The 24,660-nt window shown below is 41.5% G+C and carries 25 protein-coding genes; 5 read left to right on the forward strand and 20 right to left on the reverse strand.

Annotated elements, in window-relative coordinates; genetic code table 11:
* Positions 1-88 precede the first annotated feature (88 nt).
* Both LCD32_RS09665 and LCD32_RS09670 read right to left on the reverse strand, forming a co-directional pair.
* On the reverse strand, positions 89-1,336 hold the full coding sequence (locus LCD32_RS09665) for a ribonuclease H-like domain-containing protein (RefSeq protein WP_224563683.1): 1,248 nt from the start codon (positions 1,334-1,336) through the stop codon (positions 89-91).
* 23 nt (positions 1,337-1,359) lie between these two features.
* A complete protein-coding gene (locus tag LCD32_RS09670; protein WP_224563685.1) occupies positions 1,360-3,606 on the reverse strand; it encodes a DEAD/DEAH box helicase in 2,247 nt (748 codons plus the stop codon).
* A 160-nt stretch (positions 3,607-3,766) separates the two neighbouring features.
* Here LCD32_RS09670 and LCD32_RS09675 point away from each other — a divergent pair, with 160 nt between their 5' ends.
* A complete protein-coding gene (locus tag LCD32_RS09675; RefSeq protein ID WP_224564584.1) occupies positions 3,767-4,885 on the forward strand; it encodes an NADH-dependent flavin oxidoreductase in 1,119 nt (372 codons plus the stop codon).
* A 48-nt stretch (positions 4,886-4,933) separates the two neighbouring features.
* Here the strand turns inward: LCD32_RS09675 and LCD32_RS09680 are convergent, their stop codons facing one another.
* Entirely contained in the window at positions 4,934-5,440 is a 507-nt protein-coding gene (locus tag LCD32_RS09680) for a PTS glucose transporter subunit IIA (RefSeq protein ID WP_008344623.1), read from the reverse strand.
* 168 nt (positions 5,441-5,608) lie between these two features.
* Between LCD32_RS09680 and LCD32_RS09685 the strand changes: the two genes are divergently transcribed.
* On the forward strand, positions 5,609-6,028 hold the full coding sequence (locus tag LCD32_RS09685) for an Hsp20/alpha crystallin family protein (RefSeq protein WP_058214033.1): 420 nt from the start codon (positions 5,609-5,611) through the stop codon (positions 6,026-6,028).
* 21 nt (positions 6,029-6,049) lie between these two features.
* Here LCD32_RS09685 and LCD32_RS09690 read toward each other — a convergent pair whose 3' ends face one another.
* The 3 genes from LCD32_RS09690 to LCD32_RS09700 form a co-directional block, all read right to left on the reverse strand.
* Positions 6,050-6,502 carry a YppG family protein gene (locus LCD32_RS09690; protein ID WP_017359729.1) on the reverse strand — a complete coding sequence of 151 codons (453 nt, stop codon included), beginning with the start codon at positions 6,500-6,502 and terminating at the stop codon, positions 6,050-6,052.
* 108 nt (positions 6,503-6,610) lie between these two features.
* Positions 6,611-6,991, reverse strand: coding sequence for a YppE family protein (locus LCD32_RS09695; RefSeq protein WP_225310452.1), 381 nt, complete (start codon positions 6,989-6,991; stop codon positions 6,611-6,613).
* Between the two features lie 49 nt (positions 6,992-7,040).
* Positions 7,041-7,274, reverse strand: coding sequence for a DUF5446 family protein (locus LCD32_RS09700; protein ID WP_224563687.1), 234 nt, complete (start codon positions 7,272-7,274; stop codon positions 7,041-7,043).
* A 196-nt stretch (positions 7,275-7,470) separates the two neighbouring features.
* On the opposite strand from LCD32_RS09700, the gene sspM reads away from it, so the two are divergent.
* A complete protein-coding gene (gene sspM, locus LCD32_RS09705) occupies positions 7,471-7,575 on the forward strand; it encodes an acid-soluble spore protein SspM (protein ID WP_017359731.1) in 105 nt (34 codons plus the stop codon).
* A gap of 23 nt (positions 7,576-7,598) precedes the next feature.
* Here sspM and LCD32_RS09710 read toward each other — a convergent pair whose 3' ends face one another.
* Positions 7,599-8,555, reverse strand: a complete 957-nt coding sequence (locus tag LCD32_RS09710) for a DUF2515 domain-containing protein (protein ID WP_224563690.1) — start codon at positions 8,553-8,555, stop codon at positions 7,599-7,601.
* Between the two features lie 46 nt (positions 8,556-8,601).
* On the opposite strand from LCD32_RS09710, the gene recU reads away from it, so the two are divergent.
* Both recU and LCD32_RS09720 read left to right on the forward strand, forming a co-directional pair.
* The gene (recU, locus tag LCD32_RS09715; protein ID WP_019744016.1) at positions 8,602-9,237 is read left to right on the forward strand and encodes a Holliday junction resolvase RecU; all 636 of its coding nucleotides are present in this window, start codon (positions 8,602-8,604) and stop codon (positions 9,235-9,237) included.
* A gap of 19 nt (positions 9,238-9,256) precedes the next feature.
* Entirely contained in the window at positions 9,257-11,944 is a 2,688-nt protein-coding gene (locus LCD32_RS09720; protein WP_224563693.1) for a PBP1A family penicillin-binding protein, read from the forward strand.
* 35 nt (positions 11,945-11,979) lie between these two features.
* On the opposite strand, the gene LCD32_RS09725 is transcribed toward LCD32_RS09720, so the two are convergent.
* The 13 genes from LCD32_RS09725 to bshA all read right to left on the reverse strand — a co-directional run bounded on the left by LCD32_RS09725 (position 11,980) and on the right by bshA (position 24,660).
* Positions 11,980-12,489: a YpoC family protein gene (locus LCD32_RS09725; protein ID WP_019744018.1), complete on the reverse strand. Its 510-nt coding sequence runs from the start codon at positions 12,487-12,489 to the stop codon at positions 11,980-11,982.
* The gene (gene nth, locus LCD32_RS09730; protein WP_008344602.1) at positions 12,486-13,148 is read right to left on the reverse strand and encodes an endonuclease III; all 663 of its coding nucleotides are present in this window, start codon (positions 13,146-13,148) and stop codon (positions 12,486-12,488) included. The genes LCD32_RS09725 and nth overlap by 4 nt, the downstream gene beginning before the upstream one ends.
* 17 nt (positions 13,149-13,165) lie before the next feature.
* Positions 13,166-13,870, reverse strand: coding sequence for a DnaD domain-containing protein (locus tag LCD32_RS09735; RefSeq protein WP_007500879.1), 705 nt, complete (start codon positions 13,868-13,870; stop codon positions 13,166-13,168).
* A 97-nt stretch (positions 13,871-13,967) separates the two neighbouring features.
* Positions 13,968-15,260 (reverse strand): asparagine--tRNA ligase, encoded by a 1,293-nt coding sequence (gene asnS / locus LCD32_RS09740; protein ID WP_024718525.1) that lies wholly within the window; start codon positions 15,258-15,260, stop codon positions 13,968-13,970.
* 116 nt (positions 15,261-15,376) lie between these two features.
* Positions 15,377-15,862 carry a cell wall elongation/penicillin-binding protein regulator TseB gene (gene tseB, locus LCD32_RS09745; RefSeq protein WP_035391675.1) on the reverse strand — a complete coding sequence of 162 codons (486 nt, stop codon included), beginning with the start codon at positions 15,860-15,862 and terminating at the stop codon, positions 15,377-15,379.
* A 12-nt stretch (positions 15,863-15,874) separates the two neighbouring features.
* Complete coding sequence (locus tag LCD32_RS09750; protein WP_008344594.1) at positions 15,875-16,045, reverse strand: YpmA family protein; 171 nt, start codon at positions 16,043-16,045, stop codon at positions 15,875-15,877.
* Positions 16,046-16,177: 132 nt separating this feature from the next.
* Positions 16,178-18,970, reverse strand: coding sequence for an ATP-dependent DNA helicase DinG (gene dinG / locus LCD32_RS09755; protein WP_224563696.1), 2,793 nt, complete (start codon positions 18,968-18,970; stop codon positions 16,178-16,180).
* A 115-nt stretch (positions 18,971-19,085) separates the two neighbouring features.
* Positions 19,086-19,469, reverse strand: a complete 384-nt coding sequence (gene panD / locus LCD32_RS09760; RefSeq protein WP_017359738.1) for an aspartate 1-decarboxylase — start codon at positions 19,467-19,469, stop codon at positions 19,086-19,088.
* The gene (gene panC / locus LCD32_RS09765) at positions 19,462-20,328 is read right to left on the reverse strand and encodes a pantoate--beta-alanine ligase (protein ID WP_224563700.1); all 867 of its coding nucleotides are present in this window, start codon (positions 20,326-20,328) and stop codon (positions 19,462-19,464) included. Before panC ends, panD begins: the two co-directional genes overlap by 8 nt.
* Positions 20,325-21,164, reverse strand: coding sequence for a 3-methyl-2-oxobutanoate hydroxymethyltransferase (gene panB / locus LCD32_RS09770; RefSeq protein WP_008344587.1), 840 nt, complete (start codon positions 21,162-21,164; stop codon positions 20,325-20,327). Before panB ends, panC begins: the two co-directional genes overlap by 4 nt.
* 199 nt (positions 21,165-21,363) lie before the next feature.
* Entirely contained in the window at positions 21,364-22,347 is a 984-nt protein-coding gene (locus LCD32_RS09775; protein WP_017367494.1) for a bifunctional biotin--[acetyl-CoA-carboxylase] synthetase/biotin operon repressor, read from the reverse strand.
* Positions 22,320-23,522: a CCA tRNA nucleotidyltransferase gene (locus tag LCD32_RS09780; protein ID WP_146271202.1), complete on the reverse strand. Its 1,203-nt coding sequence runs from the start codon at positions 23,520-23,522 to the stop codon at positions 22,320-22,322. The genes LCD32_RS09775 and LCD32_RS09780 overlap by 28 nt, the downstream gene beginning before the upstream one ends.
* Positions 23,515-24,660: an N-acetyl-alpha-D-glucosaminyl L-malate synthase BshA gene (bshA, locus tag LCD32_RS09785; RefSeq protein WP_146271200.1), complete on the reverse strand. Its 1,146-nt coding sequence runs from the start codon at positions 24,658-24,660 to the stop codon at positions 23,515-23,517. The genes LCD32_RS09780 and bshA overlap by 8 nt, the downstream gene beginning before the upstream one ends.

A 24,660-nucleotide genomic window follows, 5' to 3' on the forward strand; every position in this document is an offset into this window, starting at 1 on the left:
ACTTTTCTACAATAAAAGTGCTAAACAATTTTTATTTTCGGCCGAGAGCCGAACGTTGTCATTTTTTGCGCTTTCCCAGGCAATAATTTCATTGCCCAGCTTTTCTTAAGAGCCGCTTTTCTCGCTTGTCAAGTTCCACAATGTCTCGTTCACTTAAAGACGATTGTGATAACAATGTTTGGGTAAAGGAAAGGGCTGCTTTTGGATCTTTTTGACGGTGTTCTTCATACTTTGCTAGCTCTACACCCGCTTTTAATCTTACATGAACATCACTTGATTCAAATAGACGCCTCCATATGCATGCCGCTTCATCCCATTGTTTTAACCGCTTGTACTGTAATGATAGATCATAAGCTGCTTGATCCGCATGCTCAAACGCTGCTCCCGTTAATTCTTGCAGGTGCTTTGTTGCTTCCTGAACATCTCGGTGAGCAAGATGCCATTTAGCTAATGCATATTTCTCATCGTCTTCCTTCACCGCATCTTTGGATAAGATTTTTTTAGACAAATGAATGTAGAGACTGATTAACGATAAGACATCAAGTTCATTGTGAGTCAAAATTCCTTCAATCAGTTTCGGGTTTTGTTCCTTTAAAAAGTGAAAATAGATCATTGGTGCGAGGAACCCCGGTGTATCTCCCTCTCGATTGACGTGCAGTTCCTCTTTTTCTACAACCGAAAGAGCCATACGCTCATATTTATGTTTCCACAATCTCCTTGACCCATGCAGAAGGTCAAAATGACCAAATTCAGGTAGAGCAGGTATTTGATCGCGTAATAATGTATGCCTCGTTTTGACTTGAGGCCAGTCAAATGATTTTCCATTATATGTCACAAGTGATTCAACATCCACCTCACTAAGAAAGCTTTTATAAAGTGCCGCTTCATTTCCTGGATTCGTGAGCAGATGTTGTTTTACCACCACTTTATCTGAATAAACTCTCGCATGCCCAAGCAGAAAAATCATATTTCCCGTTCCGCCAGATAGTCCTGTTGTTTCTGTATCGAAGAAAAATAGCTCGTGAGGCTTGTAGCCTTTTGCAGAAAGAGAATGCTGAATCTCACTTTTGTTCCATGCACTCACCATCTCCGGCAGTTCTGCAAATGAATATCGCCCATGCTGATGGTCAAGTGGATAGGTCACTTCCCGAATGAGGCAGAAAGAGTCTTCAAAGTAGTAAGGAGCTGCACTTAATTCCCCCCACTCTTTTAGAAATGGAATGGTTTCAGCCGTCACAGTGTGCATTTGTTCCTCTTTTACTGCCACACGCTTTTCATCTGACTGATTGTGTGACAGGTGTTTTTTCATTCTGTTTAATTTTCCTTTTAATGACATGAGTACGTCTATTCCCCCTTCCCTTAAAATCCTGCCATCAATTGAATGATACTGCTTTTTCCATCGATCTCTTTCATTTCCATGCCAATACAAGATGGACAGCCGTTCTCGCAGCTGCATCGCTCAATCAGCTGAGTGGCTGCACGAGCAATTTCATCAAAGCGAGCCTGGACCTCTTTACTTAAACCGATTCCACCTGGGTAATGATCATATAAAAATACGGTCGGTTTCCCCGTATGGGCTGCCTTTATTTGAGAAATGACATGAATGTCTGAACGGTCACACATGACAAACGCCGGAACAATATGCTGAAGAACATTGGCAATACCGAGCAAGAGCTGTTCAAGTGTTTTTTCTTCAAATGTCCGCTCTGCTTCATGTAATTCAAACCAAGCAGCACTCGTATGAATCTCTTCTTCAGGTAAGTGAATCGGGCCGGAGCCGATATTTTCACCGGTTGATAATCGAATTTTTTTGAAAATGGTCGGCATTGCATTGACGGTCACATCACCGTAGTGAACAGATACCGCTTCCTTCTCTGTTGTCTGATCAATTTCAAGCACCTTGAGCTGAACCGCTAAATTCGCATCTGTATAGTATTCTACATCGACTTGTTTCACATAAGCCTTAAGATGCTCATAATCTAGCTTTTCCACTTGATACTGAACCCCTTCATGTAAATAAATCGCTTCATCATGAAGTAAGGTCATCGCACTGAATCGATCCATCTCCCCAATAATTCGAACGTTCGCTACATCGGATTGATCGACAATGACGACATTTTCCTGACTTGCAGATCTCAGACTGATGCCATGAGCCGGGAACGATTGATCTGACCAATAATAACGGTTCCCGCTGAAATGAAGAACCCCTTCTTCATGTAAGTATTGCAAGATTTCTTCTACTTCCATACCGCCAAACTGTTCATCTTCTCGAAACGGTAGCTCGTAGGACGCACATTTTAGATGATCGACTAGGATGATAAGGTTCTCAGGATTGATTCTTGCCGATTCAGGTGGCCTGTTAAAGAAGTATTCAGGGTGTCTGACAATATATTGGTCAAGTGGCGATGAGCTTGCGACCATGATAATGAGTGCTTCCTCATGACGCCTTCCAGCTCGTCCTGCCTGCTGCCACGTACTCGCTACACTGCCAGGATATCCGGTCATGATACAGACTTTTAGCTGTCCAATATCTACTCCTAATTCTAGTGCGTTTGTGCTGACAACACCGAGAATGTCTCCTTCCCTTAAGCCTTTTTCAATCATGCGCCGCTCTTTCGGCAAATAGCCCCCGCGATAACCACGGATCGATTTAGGACCAATTTCTTTTTTCACTAGTTCTTGAATATGACTTAGAATGACTTCAACTCTTACCCTACTTCTAGCAAAAACAATCGTTTGAATTTTTTCTTTTAAAAATGTTTTAGCGAGCTGATTCACAACAGTGGCCGCACTTTGTCTAATATTTAATGGCTTATTGACGACTGGCGGGTTGTAAAAGACAAAATTCTTTTTACCGCTAGGCGCTCCGTTGCGTTCAATGAGATGCACCTTGCTTCCGGTCAGCTGCTCTGCAAGCTCTTTCGGATTCGCAATGGTCGCTGATGTACAAATAAAGGTCGGGTCACTTCCGTAAAACGCACAAATTCGCTTTAGTCTTCGAATGACATTGGCGACATGACTGCCAAACACGCCTCGGTATGTATGAAGCTCATCAATGACAATATACTTTAAGTTCTCAAATAAACTGACCCATTTCGTATGATGAGGTAAAATCGCTGAATGCAGCATATCTGGATTTGTGATGACAATATGTCCTGCCTGTCTGACGCGCTGGCGAATCGCTGGGGAGGTGTCCCCGTCATAGGTTTCACTGTGAATTGGAACATCCATCTCATGAATGATTTCGTTTAATTCACTTTTTTGATCTTGCGCAAGTGCTTTTGTTGGAAATAAATAGAGGGAGCGGCTTGTCTGATCTTCTGAGATCGACTGAAGAACTGGCAGATTGTAACAAAGTGTTTTACCTGAAGCTGTAGGTGTCACAGTCACCACATTCTCACCATCCATCACACGTTCAAAGGCTTCCTTTTGATGAATGTATAGTTCGCTCACACCTCTTTTTTCAAGCGCCACTTTGAGCCTGTCATTTATTCTTTCAGGAATTGGAGAAGTCAGTGCAGGCTTCGCTTCAATTTCATGCCAATGCTCGACCTGTTCGTCTTTTTTTAAATCTTCTATGAGTTCGTTCATTGTTTTCTTCTTCATCTGGTATCCACCTCTCATTCTAGTGTACCGAATATTTGTTTGCATGACTAGGCGGCAATTTTTTGATGCACCGCTTGTGAGCAAATATTTTGATGTGTTGTAACAATATCTATTACACTTCTATAGTGAAATGATTTTATTAAGGAAGAAGATGATGAGATTGAAAAACGAATTTAAGCCTTTATTTGAACCTTTTACATTTCCAGGGGGTGCCTCTATTGTTGGCCGTTTAGTCGTTGCACCAATGACACACTTCGGTTCTCATGAGGATGGCACGATCTCAAAGGAAGAAATTGATTTTATCACCGCTAGATCAAGCGAAATGGGCATGGTCATCACCGCATGTGCAAACGTGACGCCAGATGGTAAGGCGTTTGAAGGACAGCCTTCTATTGCAAGAGATGAAGATATACCTGGCCTTCAAAAGCTTGCTTCTGCGATTCAAGCGAAAGGAACAAAAGCCATTATGCAAATTCATCATGGCGGCTCTCAGGCTCTCCCTCATTTAGTCCCAAACGGTGATGTCGTTGCGCCAAGTGATGTATTTAAAGATGGAAAACAAATTGCGAGAGCTTTGACAGAAGAAGAAATTCCTCACATCATCGACTCATTTAAAGAAGCAGCAAGGCGCGCAATCCAAGCGGGATTTGATGGGATCGAAATCCATGGAGCGAACGGATATTTATTACAGCAATTCTACTCCCCGCATAGTAATCAGCGTACAGATCAATGGGGCGGAAGCGAAGAAAAGCGTCTCGCATTTCCAATTGCAGTAGTAGCTGCAGTGAAAGAAGCAATCAAAGAGCATGTAACAAAACCATTTATCTTTGGGTATCGATTATCACCTGAAGAACCAGAAACACCTGGTTTAACCATGACAGAAACATTTACTTTAGTGGACGTACTTAAGACAAAAAACCTTGATTACTTGCATATTTCTTTAATGGAGATTGACGCTAAAGCAAGACGTGGTGCTGATACAAGTAAGACGCGGATGGAATTATTAAAAGAGCGCTGTGGTGACACGCTTCCACTCATCGGCGTCGGCAGCGTCATTACAGCTGAGGATGCACTGAATGCATACAATCAAGGGATTCCACTCATTGCTGTTGCAAGAGAAGTCATTGTTGATCCCGATTGGGCAGTAAAGATTAAAGAAGGCAGAGAAAACGAGATTGAAACCGTCATTAAACGCAGTCAAAAAGACAAGTACATGATTCCAGAGGGTTTATGGACTGTCATGGAAGCAAGTAAAGGCTGGGTTCCAATGGAGGATTAATGTCCTCAATCAAAAAACTACCCTATCAACTCAGGGTAGTTTTTTGGATTATTTCATTTTCACTGTAAAAAGCTTGGACGTCTGCTTTTCTACAGAGCCCTTAGGTTCTTTGTCAAGATGTTCTACTAAATCACCATTCATGATGACAATTGGTGTCACTGTGCTTGCCGCTTTTTCTTCAATCAGCGCTAAATCACACGTAATGAGAGGATCACCTGCTTTCACTTTATCCCCTTCTTTTATGTGTGCTTCAAAGCCTTCACCATTTAATCCAACCGTTTCAAGTCCGATATGAATCAGAAGCTCAAGCCCCGAGAGTGTTCGAATCCCAATTGCATGTTTTGTATGGAAGAGTTGAATAATTTCACCATCTACTGGCGACACAATGGTTCCGTTTTTTGGTTTTACAGCTACGCCGTCTCCCATCATCTTTTGAGAAAAAACGGGATCTGGTACATCGGTCATATCCATTAACTCTCCATCAACTGGAGAATAAATGACTTCTTCCTTTACATCATCTTGGTTTTTTCCGAAACCGAATAATTTTTTCAGCAATGTTCATTTGCTCCCTTCAAGCTTTGCTTCTAGATCTATTCAGCGTATAAACCTTCACGCCCATACACCTTGCTTCATTCAACACTATTTAATCATAATTTTTTCCTCTCATCAATTGATAACCGCCTGAGCCCCTTTTGCATAGGCTGTAGATGAGAGGTGATTCAAATGAAACATGAAAGTGAAAAGAAACACGAGTTGTTAACAAATGAAGACATTCTATATGAAGCGATTGAACAATTTTTTGCATCATCGCCGTTTCACGACATTTTAAATAGTGCAGAGGCGCTGATGACCACGAGCCATTCACTTGCATCCATTACAACCGATGTGACAGAAGATGATCAATATGTATATATTGAGATTCGATTTCCAGACCATTTTGTCGAAGGTGATATCGCACTAGAAGTGAAAGCGCAATATTTACACTTATCGGTACAGGAAAAAATCAAAACAGACACGACTTCCTCCTATTCGAGCTTTACCAAAACCATTTTAATGCCTGCAAAAATAGATGAAACCAATATGAAGAGCGTTTGGAAAAATCAATCACTTCGTGTGACTGCGCCAAAACAAACAACCCAATAGATGTATATCTATTGGGTTTTGCTATGCTTTAAAAATACTAGTAAATCCTTTCGCCAATGAGCCCACTTGATTCATTGTACTCATCATTTGTCCAGCAGTATCAAACATTTTATTAAAATCGTATTGCCCATTCGTTTTTTTAAATTGTGACAGCACACTTTTAAATTGAGATGATTGCTGTTTTTGTGGCCTTGGCAAAGGATAAGGATTCATAGGCTGTTGCATAGGCATCATGCCCGGCGGCTGCATTTGTGGCTGATTCATTGCTTCAGGCTGCGGCTGATAAGGCTGGAAGTTTTCCTGATATCCAAAAGGCGGCTGATAGCCTGCAGACGGCGGCTGGTTCATTTCACCTTGATATGGGGGCATGAAATATTCTGGAGGCTGCGGAGGCTGCTGCATATCTGGATACGGAAAAGGCCGTTGCTGAAATTGATTCATTTCATAAGATGGCTGGTTTGAATAAGGGAACATGTATCTCGCTCCTCTCGCTCTGAAAACATATTGAAGTCAATGATATATTATGTTCAGGAAGCAGAAGATGTGCCTACAGCAGCCATAAGAAAAACGCAGGCTGTTTCATCAGCTGCGTTTGTTGATTTCTTCTATTAAAAGGTTCAGTGTATAAATCACTGACTCAACTAAATTTTTCACACGAGGTGCATGCTGTTTGCCAAAATAAGATTGCAGCACAACCTCTTTTCCATTTTCTTGGACGGCTTCAAGCTGTTCTTGATGTAAGTATCTAGGTTTGGCCTGATGAATAAATGAGGTAGCAGCAGTAAGCCACTCTTCCATTTGCTGATCAAATTTGACAACGGCCGGTTGAATATCGTTGTAAAAATCATAAACTGGGTATTCCTCTTCTGCCTTTCCCTTTAGGTACTGCTCGTATGCTTCTTCGATCCACGTGATCAACTCTTGTGTATGTTTAAGTAATGTTTGATTATCCAAAGTGTTCACCTCTATGAACCATCCTATCAAACGTTTACTTATTGCTCAAATAGAAAAGCTATCCGGCGTGATATGCGGGTCTTGCCTGCAGTTTATACTCTGCTGCATGAATTTTCAATTCACATTCCTTCACTTCAGATTCAAGACGGTCAATGATTTGTTCTTGCTCCTCTACGGCAGCGTTTTTTGTTTTTTTGACAGCTAAAGACAGTTCTTCTTCCACCTCATCAATCTTTCGCTCAATTTCCTCTAACAATTGCATAATGGATTCTTTTGATACAAATTCGCTCATCATCAGATTCCTCCTTTATCATCTCTCGTTACATTCTCTTTTCTTTTACTCCCTCCTTCATACATGACAAAACTAGAACTAAATCGCCAATCTAAGTGAAGATAAGCGCAATTTCTTCCATTTCGACACGTGCTTGTCCTTCTTTGTATGATCGCGTCCGATTGTGTAAATTCTAAGGACAAAGGAGGTAGATGTCATGAAAAAGCAGCAAGCACCAAAAGAGCAAAAAACAAAAGGGAAAGAAAATAGTACAGATCAGCTTGATAAAAAGCTTGGCGGCCCTAACCGTCCATCCACGTAAAAAAAGCAGGTACCCCCTGCTTTTTATTTATGCAAAAAATAGTGTTCTAATGAGAAAAGAAAACGAAGCTGCCTTTTTTTATGAAAATACCAGTCGGTCAGCTCAATTTGTTTTGGTAAACGCTCTGCTTCAAACAAGGCTGGACTCAATTTCTTTTGAAACCAATCTTCCCTTTGATCGTCTAATGAATGTGTCATGACTGGATACACCGTTCTGAGGAAAGGGCTTGACCTTCGCGCAATCCCTAAAAACGGTTCAAAATCAAATCGAGATCCCGTATGCGGCACAGTATGCAAAAAATGATAAAAATCCGAAAACAAATCGGCTCGAAACAATAGTTTTGCTAGTTTTTTCCCTAACGTAATGCGCTCTTTTACTTGGGAAAACTTTCGTATGGTTAAGCCGTACAAATGCCCGTCTACTGTCGGAAAAACGACGGTTTGAAAATGTGCCCACTCGCTGAAAAGATATTGAATCGAGTGAAAAACATTCTTTTTCAGGAGAGGATTTTGTATAATAGGAGATTGTATAGTATATTGTTCATTTATGATGAGTGCATGCAGCAATCGCTCTGTGTCACGCTTTTGCCAAAATCGTTCCCACTCAGCGCTCATAAAACGAGACACACCGAAATTGGGCAGCAGATGAAATAAAGGTTTGCGGCACCTTTTTGACCATTCATACAAGAGAAGCTGCGGGTAAGCATCTGAAAAGATCAGCCAATTCGCTCTTTCATATGCTGTAAAGAACAGATGCCCTTGCTGATCCGTTAAACCCGGATGGAAGAGCTCGCCTTTTAAATCTGTCATCGACCATCCAGCATTTCTTGAGACAAAAGAAGCAAGCAGAGACCATTTCATCTCTGGATGACGGTCATAAAAGCGCTTGTACGCATTTGTCCTTGTCAGGTTGTCCTTATTTTTCGCTTTCGTTTCATGTAAAATATGCTGGGTAATCATGTGCTCTTGTTGTGACAACATGGTGATCTCTCCAATACAAAATGCATTAAAAGGAGGCTGAAACTTGATGATTCGGTATCCTAACGGAAAATCGTATCAGCCCATTCAACAAATTGGGACAAAAAAAAGAATCAGCGGCGAATCATCTTATAGTAACCGCGGGATGACGCTTGAAGCTGACTTAAATGAAACGAACCAGTACTATTTGGTCAACGGGATCGCAGTCATTCATAAAAAGCCTACCCCTGTTCAAATTGTCAATGTGGATTATCCAAAAAGAAGCGCTGCTGTCATTAAAGAAGCCTATTTTAAACAATCCTCCACAACAGACTACAACGGGGTATACAAAGGGCGCTATATCGATTTTGAAGCAAAGGAAACCAAAAGCACCACCTCGTTTCCGCTCAAAAATTTCCACAACCATCAAATTGAGCATATGAAACAGGTTGAAAAGCAAGGCGGTATTTGTTTTGTTATTATATCCGCATTTGGTTCCGTTTATTATTTGTCCGCTTCTGACCTCTTCTTCTTTTGGGAGCGGCAGCAGCAAAACGGCCGTAAATCCATTAGCAAAGATGAATTAATGGAAGCAGGCCACCTCATGACACTTGGATATTCGCCAAGAATTGATTATATTAAAGTAGTGGAGACACTTCATTTTTCGGATGAAAGCAAGCATCATTTACGTTCGAAAAAGGTTTAACACGAAAGGTTGAGATGTGATGTCTGATCAATTTACAAGTCGTGAACAGCGACGTAAAGCAAGTCAAGAAAACAATAAGAAGCAAAAGAACAAAAAAGGCAAAAAGAAAGCAGGTCTATTTAAAAAAATATTTTTATCTTTACTCGTGATCGGTCTTCTTTGTTTAGTAGCCGGAATCACAACTTTTGCCGTTTTTGCATCAAGCGCTCCTTCTATTGATGATAGCAAGCTAAAAACGCCGTATTCTTCAAAACTTTATGATAAAGACAAAAAAGTCTTTGCAGAAGTCGGGGCGGAGAAAAGAACGTATGTCTCGATTAAAGATATACCCGACGTGGTAAAAGATGCGTTTATTGCAACTGAAGATGCACGTTTTTATAAACACCACGGGATTGATCCTATCCGTATTGGCGGTGCTCTTGTCGCAAACGTCGAGGACGGTTTTGGAGCAGAAGGTGGAAGTACGATTACACAGCAGGTTGTGAAGAACTCCCTGCTTAACAATCAAAAGACGTTAAAACGTAAAGTTCAGGAAGTGTGGCTCTCGATTCAGCTTGAGCAAAAATACTCTAAAGATGAAATTTTAGAAATGTATTTAAACCGTATTTTCTTCTCTCCTTATGCTTATGGGGTTGGGAAAGCGGCTGAACAATTTTTCGGAGTGACAGATTTAAATAAACTAACTGTAGCACAGGCTGCTACACTTGCGGGTATGCCGCAAAGTCCTTCTGCGTATAACCCTGTGAAACATCCAGAGGCAGCGGAAAAACGCCGTAATATCGTTTTAGGTCTAATGAAAAAACAAGGCTATATTTCAGAAAAAGAGTATGAGGAAGCAAAAGCAACACCTGTCAGCAAAACCGTTGTTTCAGCTGATAAATATAAGAGTCAAAACTCAAGTAAGTACTCTGCTTATATTGAAGAAGTCATGGAAGAAGTACAGAAAAAAGCCAAAGTAGATGTATCAACAGATGGATTAAAAATCTATACTTCTCTTGATCGAAAAGCACAGGATCATCTGGATGACATCATCAATGGGGATTCAGCCGGATTTACGAAAGGTATGCAAGCTGGAGTCACCCTGCTAGATACAAAAAATGGTGAAATTCGTGCCATTGGCGGTGGACGTGATGTACCAGCCGGCGGCTTTAACTATGCCACTGATGCAAAACGCCAGCCGGGATCTACAATCAAACCAATTTTAGATTACGGCCCTGTAATTGAAAACAAAAAATGGTCAACATATCAGCAAATTGATGATGCGCCTTATACGTACTCTAACGGTACACCAATTAACAACTTTGACAGAAGACACTTAGGGAAAATGTCGATGAGAAGTGCTTTGGCACAATCACGAAACATCCCTGCTTTAAAAGCTTTCCAAGAAGCTGGTACAGATAATGCTGTTCAATTCGCCAATAACTTAGGTCTGGATTTACCTTCTGACATTCCTGAGTCTTACTCAATCGGCGGATTTGACGAAGGTGTCTCTTCACTTAAAATGGCTGGTGCATTTAGTGCATTCGGTAACAACGGATACTATAATGAACCGCATGCCGTAACATCTGTTGAATTTAATGACGGGACGAAGCTTGACTTAACTCCAGACTCTAAAGCAGCCATGAGTGATTACACTGCATTTATGATCACAGATATGCTGAAAACTGCTGTACAATCTGGAACAGGTACACTCGCACAAGTACCGAATGTTCAAGTAGCTGGTAAAACAGGTACAACCAACTTTACACAAGATGATATTAATAAATACAACATCCCTTCTGGCGGGGCGAAAGATTCTTGGTTTGTCGGTTACACGCCGCAATACACAGCAGCTGTGTGGACTGGAATCGGCAACTCAAAAGATGCGGACGGCAAAATGTGGCTTACGGATTATGAACAACGTGTTGCCAAAGTGGTCTTCCAGAAATTAATTTCTCAAATTGATGATGGAAGCGGCTCATTTGAAAAGCCAGACAGTGTCGTTGAAGCAACGGTTGAAAAAGGATCAGATCCAGCGAAGTTAGCTGGACCAAACACACCAAGTGATAAGAAGACAACGGAATACTTCGTCAAAGGAACTGTCCCAACAAAAGTTTCTGACACATATGAAAAGAAAGAAGCTGACAAACCATCTGACTTAAAAGCGGTGTATGATGAAGAGAAAAAATCGATTACACTCACTTGGGGTTATGATGACGATGCAGATGCAACATTTAATGTGAAGCAAGCGGTCGATGATGGCGGCTATAAAGACATTCAAAACAGCTCTTCTAAAGAAGCCGTCATCTCTGATGTAAAGCCAGGATCCACCTATAAATTCCAAGTGACAGCGACTGTAGACGATGTCACAAGTAAAGCTGCTTCTACCTTCCTCACCATTAAAGATGAGGAAGAAGAGGAAGAAAAAGCAGATGATGAGAACAAAGAAGAAGAGCCACAGCAACCTGATGATGAACAGACAGATCAAACAGATGATAATCAAAACCAAGGCACTGATGAGCAGAAGCCTGATGATAAAAAAGATCAAGATCAAGGCGGAAATACCGAAAATGGCAATGGTGGTTCAAGTGATGGCTCAGACAGTACAAATGGAAACAGCAACTCACAGAGCGATGCCAATAAAGATAAAAAGAAAGACGACGAGAAAGCCAATTCTCAAAGCTCAAATACTCAGTCAAATTCTACTTCTCGCAAAGAAGACGAATAACAAAAAAGCACTTGCCCTATGTGGCAAGTGCTTTTTTAACGATTTTGTTTTAACTTTCTGAGTGCTTCGTATTTTCCATACTGCTTTTTGAGCTCTGTGTATAACTCGTCCAATTGAATAAAGCAATGATATTGAGTAGGTTTAAGTAAAATAAACTCTAATCGTTCTGTCCAGTTAATGGGGGCTACTGGAAACGTCTGTTGTTTGATTTCCTCCCAATCAACGGTTTGAAGCTTCTCTCCTTTGATCCAGTAAAACATTGCAATCATACTGACAATGCCTTGCAGCATATCATCCTCTTCACACCGAGATTTTCTCGTTTGAAAGCGAGGAAGCATGTTGTCTTTTAATTCATTCCACAGATCAAACATCAAAGGAACAAATTCTTCCGTTTTCTGCCACGGTTGCTCATCTAGTAAAGGTTCTGAAGATAGATCAAATGCGAGTGGATTGATTCTTAATATATCCTTTTTTTCGCCGCTTATCTCTACCTTTTTCTCTTTTAGCTTTTCGACATATGAGGTGAAAACAGCTGCTCCGCTCATGCCAGCTTCACCAGCCCTTTTTTCAGCCTCTTCTGCCCTTCTCTGCACATATCAAGAAGTGGACAAGATTCACACTGTGGCCGCTGCGCCTTACAGTGATATCTGCCGAAAAAGATGAGACGATGATGGGTCACGGACCAATCCTCTTTTGGCACCTTCTTCATTAAGGTTTGCTCTACCTCAAGAACAGAATCCTTCCAGCGGCAAATCCCAAGTCGTTTGCTTACGCGCTCGACATGTGTATCTACTGCAATGGCGGGAATTCCAAAAGCGACAGACACAACGACATTTGCTGTTTTCCGTCCAACCCCTGGGAGCTTGATTAGCTCATCTCGATCTCTTGGCACTTCACCGCCATAATCTTCAATCAGCATTTGGCTTAATTTTTGAATGTTTTTTGCCTTATTACGATAAAGACCGATCGAACGAATATCCTGCTGCAACTCTTCAAGCGGCACACTTAAATAGTCTTCTGGTGTTTTATATTTTTGAAATAGATGTTTGGTCACTTTGTTCACTAGAACATCTGTACATTGCGCTGAGAGTGCGACAGCAATCACTAGTTCAAATGGATTGGAATGAACAAGCTCACACTCAGCCTCTGGAAACATATCTCCTATAATATCTAAACATTCATTGATTTGTTTTTTTGATAACATGCCTTCTCCTTTATTGGTTATTGTTCCAGCCAATTATAAAAAGGAACTTGTCTTTTATATGAAGATGTTTCTTCTTTTGAAGGTGGGGCTTTTTGCTGCGAACGGAAATGCTGGCTATGCTCTTTCGCTTCTTCCGCTGTTTTCAGCCCTTTCTTTTTCCACTCAAACAATATTCGATCGATATAGCGAAAATTTAATTTTCCTGATAAAACGGCTTCTCTTAGAGCAAGACGAATCATCTCAGCATCATGATGGTCTTGGTCCATCCAGATCGAGAGTGTTTCCCCTTCAAGAGGAGAAAGTGGTCTGCCAAACTCATCTTCAAATAGCGCATATAAAGATTTTTCAGCCTGCACATGATTCTTTTGCAGGTCTTTCGCCTGTTTTGCTTCTAAAAAGTCATACAGCACACCCCATAAGGGTTCTACCGAGTACCGGTCATGCTGAATACCAGACCTGTCTTCAAACGGCTGGATCGAAATAAACCCTTTTTGAATCAAATACTGCACCATATAAGCACATTCTTCGGCCGAAATGGTCATACCATGTGAAAGCTCTTCAAATGTCTGAAAAAAGACGCCTTGTTCTTCATTCATTTTAATCTTTAACATGACCATCATTTGTGATTCATTCAGTCCTAATTGCTCATAATGGGCAATCAGCAAATTAGGCAAACTGGTCGAACCCATTTTCTGCATATCTATAAATTGCTGCCTTTTCATCGGATACACCTCTTCACTTTCAGTATATCACGTTTTCTCATACGTGCTGTCCTTAAGACGTTTGAAAAAGCCTCCATATGTTGGAGGCTTTCACGTCTTAAGGATATAAACGGTTTAATAATCTTGGGAATGGAATTGTTTCACGCACATGCGGCGCTCCGCTAATCCAAGCAACTGTTCGTTCAAGTCCAAGACCAAAACCTGAATGTGGTACAGAACCATACTGTCTTAATTCTGTGTACCATTTGTACGTTTCTTGATCTAACCCATGTTCTTTTAGTCTTGCTTCAAGCAGATCTAAATCATGAACACGTTCAGAACCACCGATAATCTCTCCATAGCCTTCTGGCGCAATTAAATCTGCACAAAGGACGACATCATCACGGTCTGGTGCAGGCTGCATATAAAATGGTTTTAATGAGGTTGGGTAATGAGTGATAAAGACTGGTTTATCATAGCTTTCGGCGATCGCTGTTTCATGCGGCGCACCGAAGTCATCTCCCCATTCAATGTCATCAAATCCTTTATCCTGCAAGAATTTAATCGCTTCATCATATGTGATGCGCGGGAATGGTGCTTTGATGTTTTCTAATTTTGCTGTATCACGGCCAAGTGTGTGCAGTTCTACTTTACAATTTTCAAGTACACTTTGAACAACGTGAGACACATAATTTTCTTGGTACTCAAGGTTTTCATTAAATTCAACAAATGCCATCTCAGGCTCGATCATCCAGAACTCGATTAAATGACGTTTTGTTTTCGATTTTTCTGCTCTAAATGTTGGACCGAATGAGAATACTTTTCCGAGTGCCATCGCAGCAGCTTCCATGTAAAGCTGTCCACTTTGAGAAAGGTACGCATCTTCATCAAAATATTTAGTAGCAAACAGCTCTGTTGTTCCTTCAGGAGCACTTCCTGTTAAGATTGGCGGATCCACTTTCACGAAGCCTTCTTGATGGAAAAACTCATATGTAGCACGAATAATTTCATTACGGATTTTCATAATGGCATGCTGTTTTTTAGAACGCAGCCATAAATGACGGTGATCCATTAAGAATTCTGTTCCATGTTCTTTTGGTGTAATTGGGTAATCTGTTGCTTCGTGAATCACTTCAATGGATTTCACTTGTAATTCAAAACCAAGTGGTGAACGTTCGTCTTTTGTTACTTGTCCTGTGACATAGACCGATGTCTCTTGTGTCACTGATTTCGCAAGCTTAAAGACTTCCTCTTCCACCTCTGCTTTTACAACGACTCCTTGAATAAAGCCTGTCCCGTCGCGAAGCTGCAAGAATGCAATTTTCCCGCTTGAACGTTTATTGGCAATCCATGCGCCGATTGTTACTTCTTCATCGACGTGTTTGAACACTTGATTAATAGTTGTTTTCAACATATTTCCCTCCAAAGCCAGAAAGAAACTCACCTTGTTAAATAGGTGTGATTCTTTTTTCATACATTTTATTATAACCGTTCTAAATCAGCATGGTCAACGCAAGACAGAAGAAACTACGGTGTTAAATTTTTTTCCACTCGTCCTGTCGTAAAATCAACATAGCTGAAACTATATTGGTTGTTCTCATTTAAGTACGTTACTTCCCAAAGGAGGACGTCACCTTCTCGTGCTAATTGAACATTTTTTAGCTTAGAAATGGTGTTCTCCTTTTGAACGGCTTGTACTGCTTGGTTTGAAGTAATGCCTTCTTTTGCTTTTTTAGCAATGACTTTTTCTTTTTTGCTGGCAGGTACCCACACATAGATCGCTTCGTTTTGTTTGTTTTTACCTTCCACAATAAATTGCTTTTCTTTCCCAACAAAGGTATCCACTTGCTCTACTTGTTCTATTGATGCTTGCTTTTTTGCTCGTTCAATCGCTGCCTCATGACCTTCTTCTTTTTGTCCCATGGCAATTTGATAAATCCACGAAAAGCTAATGATGCCAATGAGTAAAACGAGCGCAGCAACGGATGAAATAATCCAAACTATTTTTTTCATGTCAAGCTTCCCCTATGTGCGATATATGGTAAATATCGCTTGATTTTGATCTTCTTGATCTAATGCTAATCCAAACATAAGATCTTCCCTTTTAAGCGTTCTGTTCAGCAAATCGACGATTTTGTATAGGTCTTCTGAATGCTTAATTTGAACAGTTGAAAGTACCTCTATTTTACTTTCCACTTCTAATTCCTCCTCGGTACGTAAATATTGTTAGTCATACTTTTCAATGTGAGAACCGATACTATTTTTACAACGGAACATAAAAAGCCGTTACGATAAATTAACTCCAAACCCACACCAGTGAAAGGCCGCTTATGACAGCGGCTTTTCGTTGTTAAGCTTTTCTATATACGCCTCAAGCGACTCTTTGGACATCTCGTGAACTGGCGCATGATGAAGTGATTCTAAAAATAGTTTTCCATACGAAGCGGTTTTCACTCGGCGGTCTAAAATCAGCAATGTTCCGATGTCTTTTTCCGAGCGCAGCAAGCGGCCTGCTCCTTGCTTAAAAGTTAACACAGCTTCCGGGAGAGCGACGGCTTTAAAGGGATTCTTCCCCTGTTTTTTTGCAGCTTCACATTTTGCTTCAATGAGCGGTGAATCGGGTGGTCGGAAAGGAAGCCTTGCCATAATGACGGTCGTTAGCTCTGAGCCAGGAAAATCCACACCTTCCCAGAAACTCCCTGTTCCTAGCAAGATGGCCTGCTTAGCCAATTTGAACATTTTTGTCAATTTTACAGGGCTCCCGCCTGTCAAACCTTGAGCAAACAATGCCGATTGCATACCTTCTGATTTCAGCTCTTCATACACTGCTTTTAACATCTCATGTGAATTAAATAACACCAATATTTTCGCTTGATCCTGCTTTTCCATGATCTTAATATATGTTGCAGCTTGCTTCACATATTCGCGTTCATCACGGTTTGTGATCGGCGGCATGTCAGCAGGTACAACGACCTTAAGCTGTTTTTCAAGTTCAAAAGGTGAATCAATTTGGACAAGGTGTGGGTAAAAATCTTGCAGGCCAAAACGTTCCAAGCAATAATCAAAGCGTTGATTGATGGTAAGCGTCCCTGATGTGAGGACAACGCTTTTTTTGTTCATGAAGAACCGATCAGCTAGCAACTCCCCTGTATCTAGCGGCTGCGCGTGCATAAAGACAGCATTCTTGGCACCCTTTGCATCAATCTCAATCCAAACGGTTTCATCATTGTTTGGTTCAAAGATAAACCGGTACAGCGTACTGCAGAATGTCTGCATAAATGACATCACTTGATCGTATTCTTCTGCTTCAAATGCAAACTGCTCTATGAACTGATCACTTTTGTGAAGCAACTCATTTTTTTGCTGCTCATACAGTTTCTCACAAGCAATCAATAACGAACAAAGCTTACTCGCTGATTCTTTAATTCGGACCCACTGAGCATGTTTTGAATGATGACGGACTCTATGAATGAGACGATTGATGTCCGCTTTTGGTTTTGTCCTTTTGACAAAAGAATGAACGGTACTAAAAAATGCGTCACTTTCCACCTGAAGCTGCTGAAGATACTCGTCCATTTCAATAAAGGTGTCAGTTGATAAACCTGCCCCATGAAATCTCTTTTTCAATTTCTTAAGCAGCCCGCCATGCAAAGAGCCAAGCTGCGTTAATTTCGCATGAAGCTGGATATAAGACGCACTGTCACCTAGCGTTTCATTGGCTGTTTTTTCAAATTGGTGGGCCTCATCAATCACATAGACGTCTGCATCCTGAAAGATAGAAGCTCCTTCCGTTTGGGATAAAAGCAGACGGTGATTCGTCAAAATTAAATCAGCGGTTTGAGCCTTTCGTTTAGCCCGTTCATAAAAACAATGTTCTTTAAAACGGCGTTTTTTCGATGTAAATGGCATGTGTACACAGGAGATACGGTCTTTTATATTTGCAGCTCCTGACGGTAAATTCAGTTCAGACAAATCACCTGTTTCAGTGACAAGGAGCCACATTAAAATTTGCGCTTTTGTTAAGACAACATCATAGTTATCATCTTCCTCATGCAGGACATGCTCAAACTTATCTAAACAAATATAATGTGCCCGCCCTTTAAACACACAGGCGGCTGGCTCAAATGGGAGCAATTGCTTGAGTAGCGGAACATCGCGCTGAAGCATTTGCTGCTGTAGTAAAATAGAATATGTACTGATAATGACAGGTTTTCCTGATTTCTTTGCTTCTAAAGCAGCTGGTATAAGATAAGCGAGTGTTTTCCCGATTCCTGGCGCCGCTTCAATTAGCGCATAAGCTCTTTCATGGAACGCATCTCTTACTTTGTTCATCATCGTGAGCTGGCCTTCTCTTACTTCATAGCCTTCTAATGTTTGAGGAAGTTTCTCTTTTATCTCCTCGAACAGCTGCTCGTCGTCAGCACCTACTGCATATGTCGATTCAGTGATCGGATTGGTCACATCTTTCACAGCAAAAGATCCTAATTCTACAAGCGAATCATCTTGATTCGTGTGATTGGTTTCAAGCTGCTTAATTAAAAGTCCTATATCACTTAGAAGATAAGAGGATAATCTGCGCAGCTGTTTTAACACATTTGGCGGTGTATTCCTTAATTGATGTAATAAGGTTAAAAATAACATGGCAGTAACTTCCGCATCACTATCCGCCCTGTGCGGGTGGTCATGTGGAAGCATGAGCTCTTCGCTTAATTCAGTTAACTTATAACCTTCAAGCTCAGGATAAAGAATTCTAGAAATTTCAACCGTATCAATCGCTAGCACATCCAGCTCATTTTTCCCGCATGCTTTTAGTTCATCGTTTAAAAAGTTCAAATCAAAATGAACATTGTGCGCAACAAAATAAGCGCCCTGTATGAGATCATACACCTCTTGGGCAATGTCCTCAAAAAACACCGCGTCATCAACCATGTGCTGTTTAATACCTGTCAGCTGTTCAATAAATCCAGGAATCGTTTTCCCTGGGTTCACATATTTTGAATACCGTTCGACAATTTGTCCATTTTCAATGACCACCGCAGCAATTTGAATGATTTTATCACCTTTTTTTGGTGAATTCCCGGTGGTTTCAATATCAACGACAACAAACCTTTGATCGGTCATAAAATGGACACCTCAATTCCTCGTTCCACTCATAGTGAAACACACTCTGGACAATATAGCTGAAACAGAACAGCTTCCTTATGATGAAACTGTTCTGTTTCCATGTGAGCGTGCGTTATAAAATCGTTCTCGCAGGCTCTTGCCCAATCATTTGTTCAATTTGATTTTGTTTATTTAACACGACCACTTTAGGTGTGTGCGATTTCGCTTCTTCCTCTGACAACATCCCATAAGCGATAATAATGACTTCATCTCCTGGCTGAACCAATCTTGCTGCCGCACCATTTAAACAAATGACACCGCTCTTTCTTTCTCCAGGGATGATATATGTTTCAAGTCTAGCACCATTGTGATTATTGACAATTTGCACTTTCTCATTTGCCATCATGCCTGCCGCATCAAGCAAATCTTCGTCGATGGTAATACTACCTACATAGTGTAAGTTTGCTTCAGTCACTGTCGCTTTATGAAGTTTCGAGGTCATAAAAGTTCTATACATGTTTTTCACCGCTTTCAGGAACATGGAAAATCACATTATCAATCAGTCTTGCCCGGGAGAACTTCACAGCAATGGCAATGATCACTTGGCCCGTTAAGTGCTGAAGGGGTTCAAGCTCTGGGTAGGAGTAAATGTCAATATAATCGATTTCCCCACTCGTTTGAAGAATCTCCTCTTCCACTAATTGATAAATACGATTTACATCATGTTCACCATTTTCTACAGCTGTCTGTCCTTTTTTTAATGCCCGGTATAAAGCAGGTGCTTCTTGCCTTTCTGTTTCTGACAGATACACGTTCCTTGAACTTTTCGCTAAACCGTCTTCTTCTCGAACAGTAGGAACAGACACAAGGTGAAGATCGAAAAAGAAATCCTTGATCATCGCATCGATAACAGCGACTTGCTGTGCATCCTTTAAACCAAAGTATACATTGGTTGGTGCGACAAGGTGAAACAGCTTTGTGAGCACCGTGACAACGCCGTCGAAGTGTCCTGGGCGTTTCTTCCCGCATAAGACGTCTGTGCGCTTTTGAACAGTCATCGTAATCGATGGCTCATCTTTGTACATTTCCTTCACATCAGGTGTAAATAATATATCTACTCCAGTTTCTTCGGCAAGACGCTGGTCTCTTTCCATATCTCTTGGATAGGATTCAAAGTCTTCATTCGGTCCAAATTGCAATGGATTAACAAAGATGCTCATCACCACGATGTCATTTTGATCTCTTGCTTCTTTTGCAAGCGTCAGATGTCCTTCATGAAGGAAACCCATTGTAGGGACAAATCCAATGGAATGCTGCTTCTTTTGATGCTGCTTGATCATGTCTTTTAGTTCATGAATATGGGAGACAACCTTCATTCCTTGATCCCCCCATATAAACCATCAAGGACTTCTTCTTTCATATGAAAGGTATGAGCATCCTCTGGGAATGTGCGTGCTTTTACTTCTTTTGTATATTGTATGAGCGCTTCTTCTAATACAGCATCGATTTGCGCGTATTGTTTCACAAATTTAGGTGTTCTAGACACGCCGTACCCTACCACATCATGGTAAACAAGAACTTGTCCATCTGCTTCAGCCCCTGCCCCAATTCCGATCACAGGAATCTTTAGCATGTCAGTAATCCGTTTTGTCAGTTCACCAGGTACACACTCTAACACAAGAGCGATGGCGCCTGCTTCCTCACATTTCAGACTATCTTCAATCAATTTCTGTGCACTCTCTTTGTCTTTTCCTTGCACTTTATAGCCGCCAAGGACACCGACTGATTGAGGGGTGAGCCCTAAATGGCTTACAACAGGAATACCGCCTCTTGTAAGTGCTTGGATGGATTCAAATACTCCGTCTCCACCTTCAAGCTTTAAGGCATCAGCACCGCTTTCTTGCATAATGCGTGCTGCATTTTTCATCGTTTCTTCTAATGAATAATGATAAGACATAAATGGCATATCCGTCACAACAAATGTGTCTTTTGCGCCTCTTTTGACTGCTTTTGTGTGATGAATCATATCATCCATCGTCACTTGCACTGTGGAATCAAGTCCAAGGACAACCATCCCAAGTGAGTCACCAACTAAGATCATGTCGACTTCCGCTTTTTCCGCTTGCTTTGCAGCTGGATAGTCGTATGCTGTCAGCATCACAATAGGTTCGTTTTGTTCTTTCATTTTGAAAAAATCTAACTTTGTCTTCATTTGTTCCTCCTCATTCTGGAGAGGAGATGGCTTGTCTGATCTCACACGTTTTTATCTCTCATGTGCAGACGAATCATCCCTCTGTCCAAGTCCCTTAGGATCAAGGCAGAAATTTATCGAATTTTTCTTCCTAACAGGTACAGTTCTTTTTCAGATACTGCCCACACGAAGTATATCAAAAATGTGCCGGGTGTTCCACTTAAGTTGACTTGATCTCAATGTCAGCGGAGTAGATGTTTTGGATTCCGCCCTCCGTTTCGAGTAAGAGGACCCCTTCATCATTAATCCCAAGCGCCGTTCCAGCATATTGTCCATTGACGGTGCGTGCGATGATACGCTTTCCAATGGTCATCGCATACGATTCCCATAATTGTTTGATCGGAGCAAAACCATAAGTCATATATTCATCATACCTTTTTTCAAAGGTGGACATGATGGTTTGAATCAGTGCCGCTCTGTCTACCTTTTCACCCAGTTCCATTTGCAAACTCGTCGCAACATCCTTTAATTCTTCAGGAAAATCATTTGCCGTCTGATTCACGTTAATGCCTGGGCCAATAATGACTGCGTGAACTTGGTCAGCTTCTGCTTTTAATTCAGTCAAAATACCAACGACCTTTTTTCCGTTTAGCAAAATATCGTTTGGCCATTTGATCGATGGACTGAGACCCGTTTGCTGCGCTATGGCTTCAGCGATCGCGACAGATGCTAAAAGCGTCATTTGCGGCGCTTTGTGCAGCGGTATTTCTGGCCGGAGAATCAAACTCATCCATATGCCTGTCCCATTTGGTGAGTGCCACGTTCTTTGAAGGCGTCCTTTTCCGTTTGTCTGATGATCACTGACAACAAGCGAGCCGTGCGGGGCTCCTTTATTGACGAGGTCATGGGCAATGAGCTGAGTTGAGGCGACTTCTTCTTGAAAATAAATATGCCTGCCAAACAGCTCTGTTTCCAAACCAAACAGAATTTCGTCTTCACTAATTTTGTCCGGTTTACGAAGCAGCCGGTATCCTTTTCTTCTGACCGCTTCGACCTCATATCCCTCTTTTCGCAAATCCTCTATATGCTTCCATACTGCCGTTCGGGAGCAGCCAAGCTCATCACATATTTGCTGGCTTGAGACAAAATCTTGCTCAGATGCTGTAAATAGTTCAATTAATCGTTTTCTAATCGCTGATCGCACGCTATGAGCCACTCCTCTATGGCTTCTTTTCGGTTTTCAAGCTGGTTTTGCAAAACGGCTTTTTTCACAGAAGCAAGCTCTTCTGCAATCCATTTACCAGCTGGCTTTTGCCGAAAGGCCATCAAATCTTTTCCTGACACTGCAAGGTCTTGAAGCTGTTTAATCGGCAGCGCATCATATGAACGTTTCGCCGCCTCCAGCTCATCAAAGAAAATGCGACGCTCATGTTTGAGCTGCGTGATTTTCATACTAGAAAGCAGGACATGTTCACCAGCTTCAAACATTTTTTCCGCATCCCAGTCACAATCAACATATTTGCTAATGGCAACGGCTTCTTTTAAAAGTTTCGTTGATAACTTCCATTCTTTTAAAAAGGACACCGCCTCCGCCTCATCTAGACCAAGTAAATGGATAAAGGCTCCCCACACCTCATCTAACCCATCCAATAAATAATACGGGAAAGCTTGGAACGTTTCATTCAGCTGATCCTTTTTGAGGCCGGGCAATTCTTCATACAATTTGGTGGAGATGAGCACCTTGATGGCTTGCTCACAGTAGCGGCCTTTTAAAAGTTTTTCCATTTCGATTTTTTTGCGTTCAACAGAGATGTTGGCAAGCAGATGTTTATCTTTTTTCATTGCTTCTTCCGTCTCTTTAGAAAGCTCAAACCCGAGCTGGCTTAAAAACCGCACCGCTCTCATCATCCGAAGCGCGTCTTCTTGAAAGCGGCACGCAGGATCTCCAACCGTTTGAATTCGTCTCCGCTTAATATCCCGCTTGCCGCCTACATGGTCAATGATGTCACCATGAATATCCATGGCTACTGCATTGATCGTTAAATCTCTTCTTAAAAGATCTTCTTTTAGTGATGAAATAAACGCCACTTCTTTAGGCCGGCGAAAGTCTTCATATTCTGATTCAGTCCGAAACGTAGTGACCTCATAGCTGACCCCGTCAAGTAACACAATAACAGTGCCATGCTCTTTGCCGACATCTACTGTTTTATCAAATAAAGACTCCACCACATCAGGTGTGGCATCTGTCGCAATATCGATATCCCCAACTTCCCTGCCTAAAAGGACATCTCTCACCGCACCGCCGACAAAATAAGCTTGATACCCATGTTCGTGCAGCGTATGTAAAATAGGGATCGCATGTGTGAATTGTTCATTCATCTTCAACATCACCTTCGATCAATTCTAAGTAAAGCTCTTCATACTCTCTCACAATTTTGTCAGAAGAGAAATTGGCTTCCACACTAGACTTGGCTGCCATCGATATTTGCTGATGGAGCGCATTGTCTTTCAGAATAGTGATGGCATGTTTTGCTGCTTTATCTACATCACCAAGCGGAACAAGGAATCCTGTCTCTCCATGTGCAATCACCTCTGGAATTCCTCCAACGTCTGTTCCTATACAAGGTACTCCGCATGCCATTGCTTCAAGTAGTACAAGACCAAAACTCTCTTTCTCAGAAAGCAGCAGCTTCAAATCACTAATCGAATAGAGCTCCTCCACCTTCTCTTGCTTGCCTAAAAATAGCACGCGGTCCGTTAATCCAAGCTTTTTCACAAGCTCGCAAACAACCGATTTTTCAGGGCCGTCCCCAATCAGTAGCAGTTTTGCATTCACCTGTTCAGAAATCTGTTTAAACACATGGATCACGTCATGCACCCGCTTCACTTTACGGAAATTTGATACATGAATGACGACCTTCTCATCCTGCAGAAGACCATAATGCGTCTTCAGCACTTCGTGATCTTCACGCAAATATACGCGCTCATCGACGAAATTATGGATCGTATCAATTTTTTTATTCGGTTTAATCAGATCGTATGTCTGCGCAGCTAATGAATGTGATACAGCCGTTACGCGGTCAGATGATTCGATCGCAAACCGGATGACTTCCTTTAAAGATGGGTCATAGCCTAAAACCGTAATATCCGTGCCGTGAAGCGTGGTGACGACTTTGACAGACTGTCCAGTCATTTGCTTAGCTAAGAACGCACAGACGGCGTGAGGGACCGCATAATGTGCATGAATAATATCAAGCTTCTCTCGTTTTGCCACTTCTGCGAGTTTACTTGCCAGTGCAAGGTCATAAGGCGGATATTGAAACACAGCATATTGATTGACATCCACCTCGTGAAAATAAATATTCGGATACACTTTATTGAGTCTAAACGGAATACTCGAGGTAATGAAATGAACATCGTGCCCTTTTTCAGCTAAACGTTTTCCAAGCTCTGTGGCAATAATGCCCGATCCGCCAACACTTGGATAACAAGTGATTCCGATCTTCAATTTTTTCAT

Source organism: Bacillus sp. RSS_NA_20 (genome assembly GCF_020165915.1).
Classification (GTDB): domain Bacteria; phylum Bacillota; class Bacilli; order Bacillales; family Bacillaceae; genus Bacillus; species Bacillus altitudinis.

Coding starts and splice junctions, on each gene's coding strand:
- LCD32_RS09665 (WP_224563683.1), bottom strand. CDS start 1,336: ATGTCATTAAAAGGAAAATTAAACAGAATGAAAAAACACCTGTCACAC.
- LCD32_RS09670 (WP_224563685.1), bottom strand. CDS start 3,606: ATGAAGAAGAAAACAATGAACGAACTCATAGAAGATTTAAAAAAAGAC.
- LCD32_RS09685 (WP_058214033.1), top strand. CDS start 5,609: ATGAAACATGAAAGTGAAAAGAAACACGAGTTGTTAACAAATGAAGAC.
- LCD32_RS09690 (WP_017359729.1), bottom strand. CDS start 6,502: ATGTTCCCTTATTCAAACCAGCCATCTTATGAAATGAATCAATTTCAG.
- LCD32_RS09700 (WP_224563687.1), bottom strand. CDS start 7,274: ATGAGCGAATTTGTATCAAAAGAATCCATTATGCAATTGTTAGAGGAA.
- sspM (WP_017359731.1), top strand. CDS start 7,471: ATGAAAAAGCAGCAAGCACCAAAAGAGCAAAAAACAAAAGGGAAAGAA.
- LCD32_RS09710 (WP_224563690.1), bottom strand. CDS start 8,555: ATGTTGTCACAACAAGAGCACATGATTACCCAGCATATTTTACATGAA.
- recU (WP_019744016.1), top strand. CDS start 8,602: ATGATTCGGTATCCTAACGGAAAATCGTATCAGCCCATTCAACAAATT.
- LCD32_RS09720 (WP_224563693.1), top strand. CDS start 9,257: ATGTCTGATCAATTTACAAGTCGTGAACAGCGACGTAAAGCAAGTCAA.
- LCD32_RS09725 (WP_019744018.1), bottom strand. CDS start 12,489: ATGAGCGGAGCAGCTGTTTTCACCTCATATGTCGAAAAGCTAAAAGAG.
- nth (WP_008344602.1), bottom strand. CDS start 13,148: ATGTTATCAAAAAAACAAATCAATGAATGTTTAGATATTATAGGAGAT.
- LCD32_RS09735 (WP_007500879.1), bottom strand. CDS start 13,870: ATGAAAAGGCAGCAATTTATAGATATGCAGAAAATGGGTTCGACCAGT.
- tseB (WP_035391675.1), bottom strand. CDS start 15,862: ATGAAAAAAATAGTTTGGATTATTTCATCCGTTGCTGCGCTCGTTTTA.
- dinG (WP_224563696.1), bottom strand. CDS start 18,970: ATGACCGATCAAAGGTTTGTTGTCGTTGATATTGAAACCACCGGGAAT.
- panD (WP_017359738.1), bottom strand. CDS start 19,469: ATGTATAGAACTTTTATGACCTCGAAACTTCATAAAGCGACAGTGACT.
- panC (WP_224563700.1), bottom strand. CDS start 20,328: ATGAAGGTTGTCTCCCATATTCATGAACTAAAAGACATGATCAAGCAG.
- panB (WP_008344587.1), bottom strand. CDS start 21,164: ATGAAGACAAAGTTAGATTTTTTCAAAATGAAAGAACAAAACGAACCT.
- LCD32_RS09780 (WP_146271202.1), bottom strand. CDS start 23,522: ATGAATGAACAATTCACACATGCGATCCCTATTTTACATACGCTGCAC.
- bshA (WP_146271200.1), bottom strand. CDS start 24,660: ATGAAAAAATTGAAGATCGGAATCACTTGTTATCCAAGTGTTGGCGGA.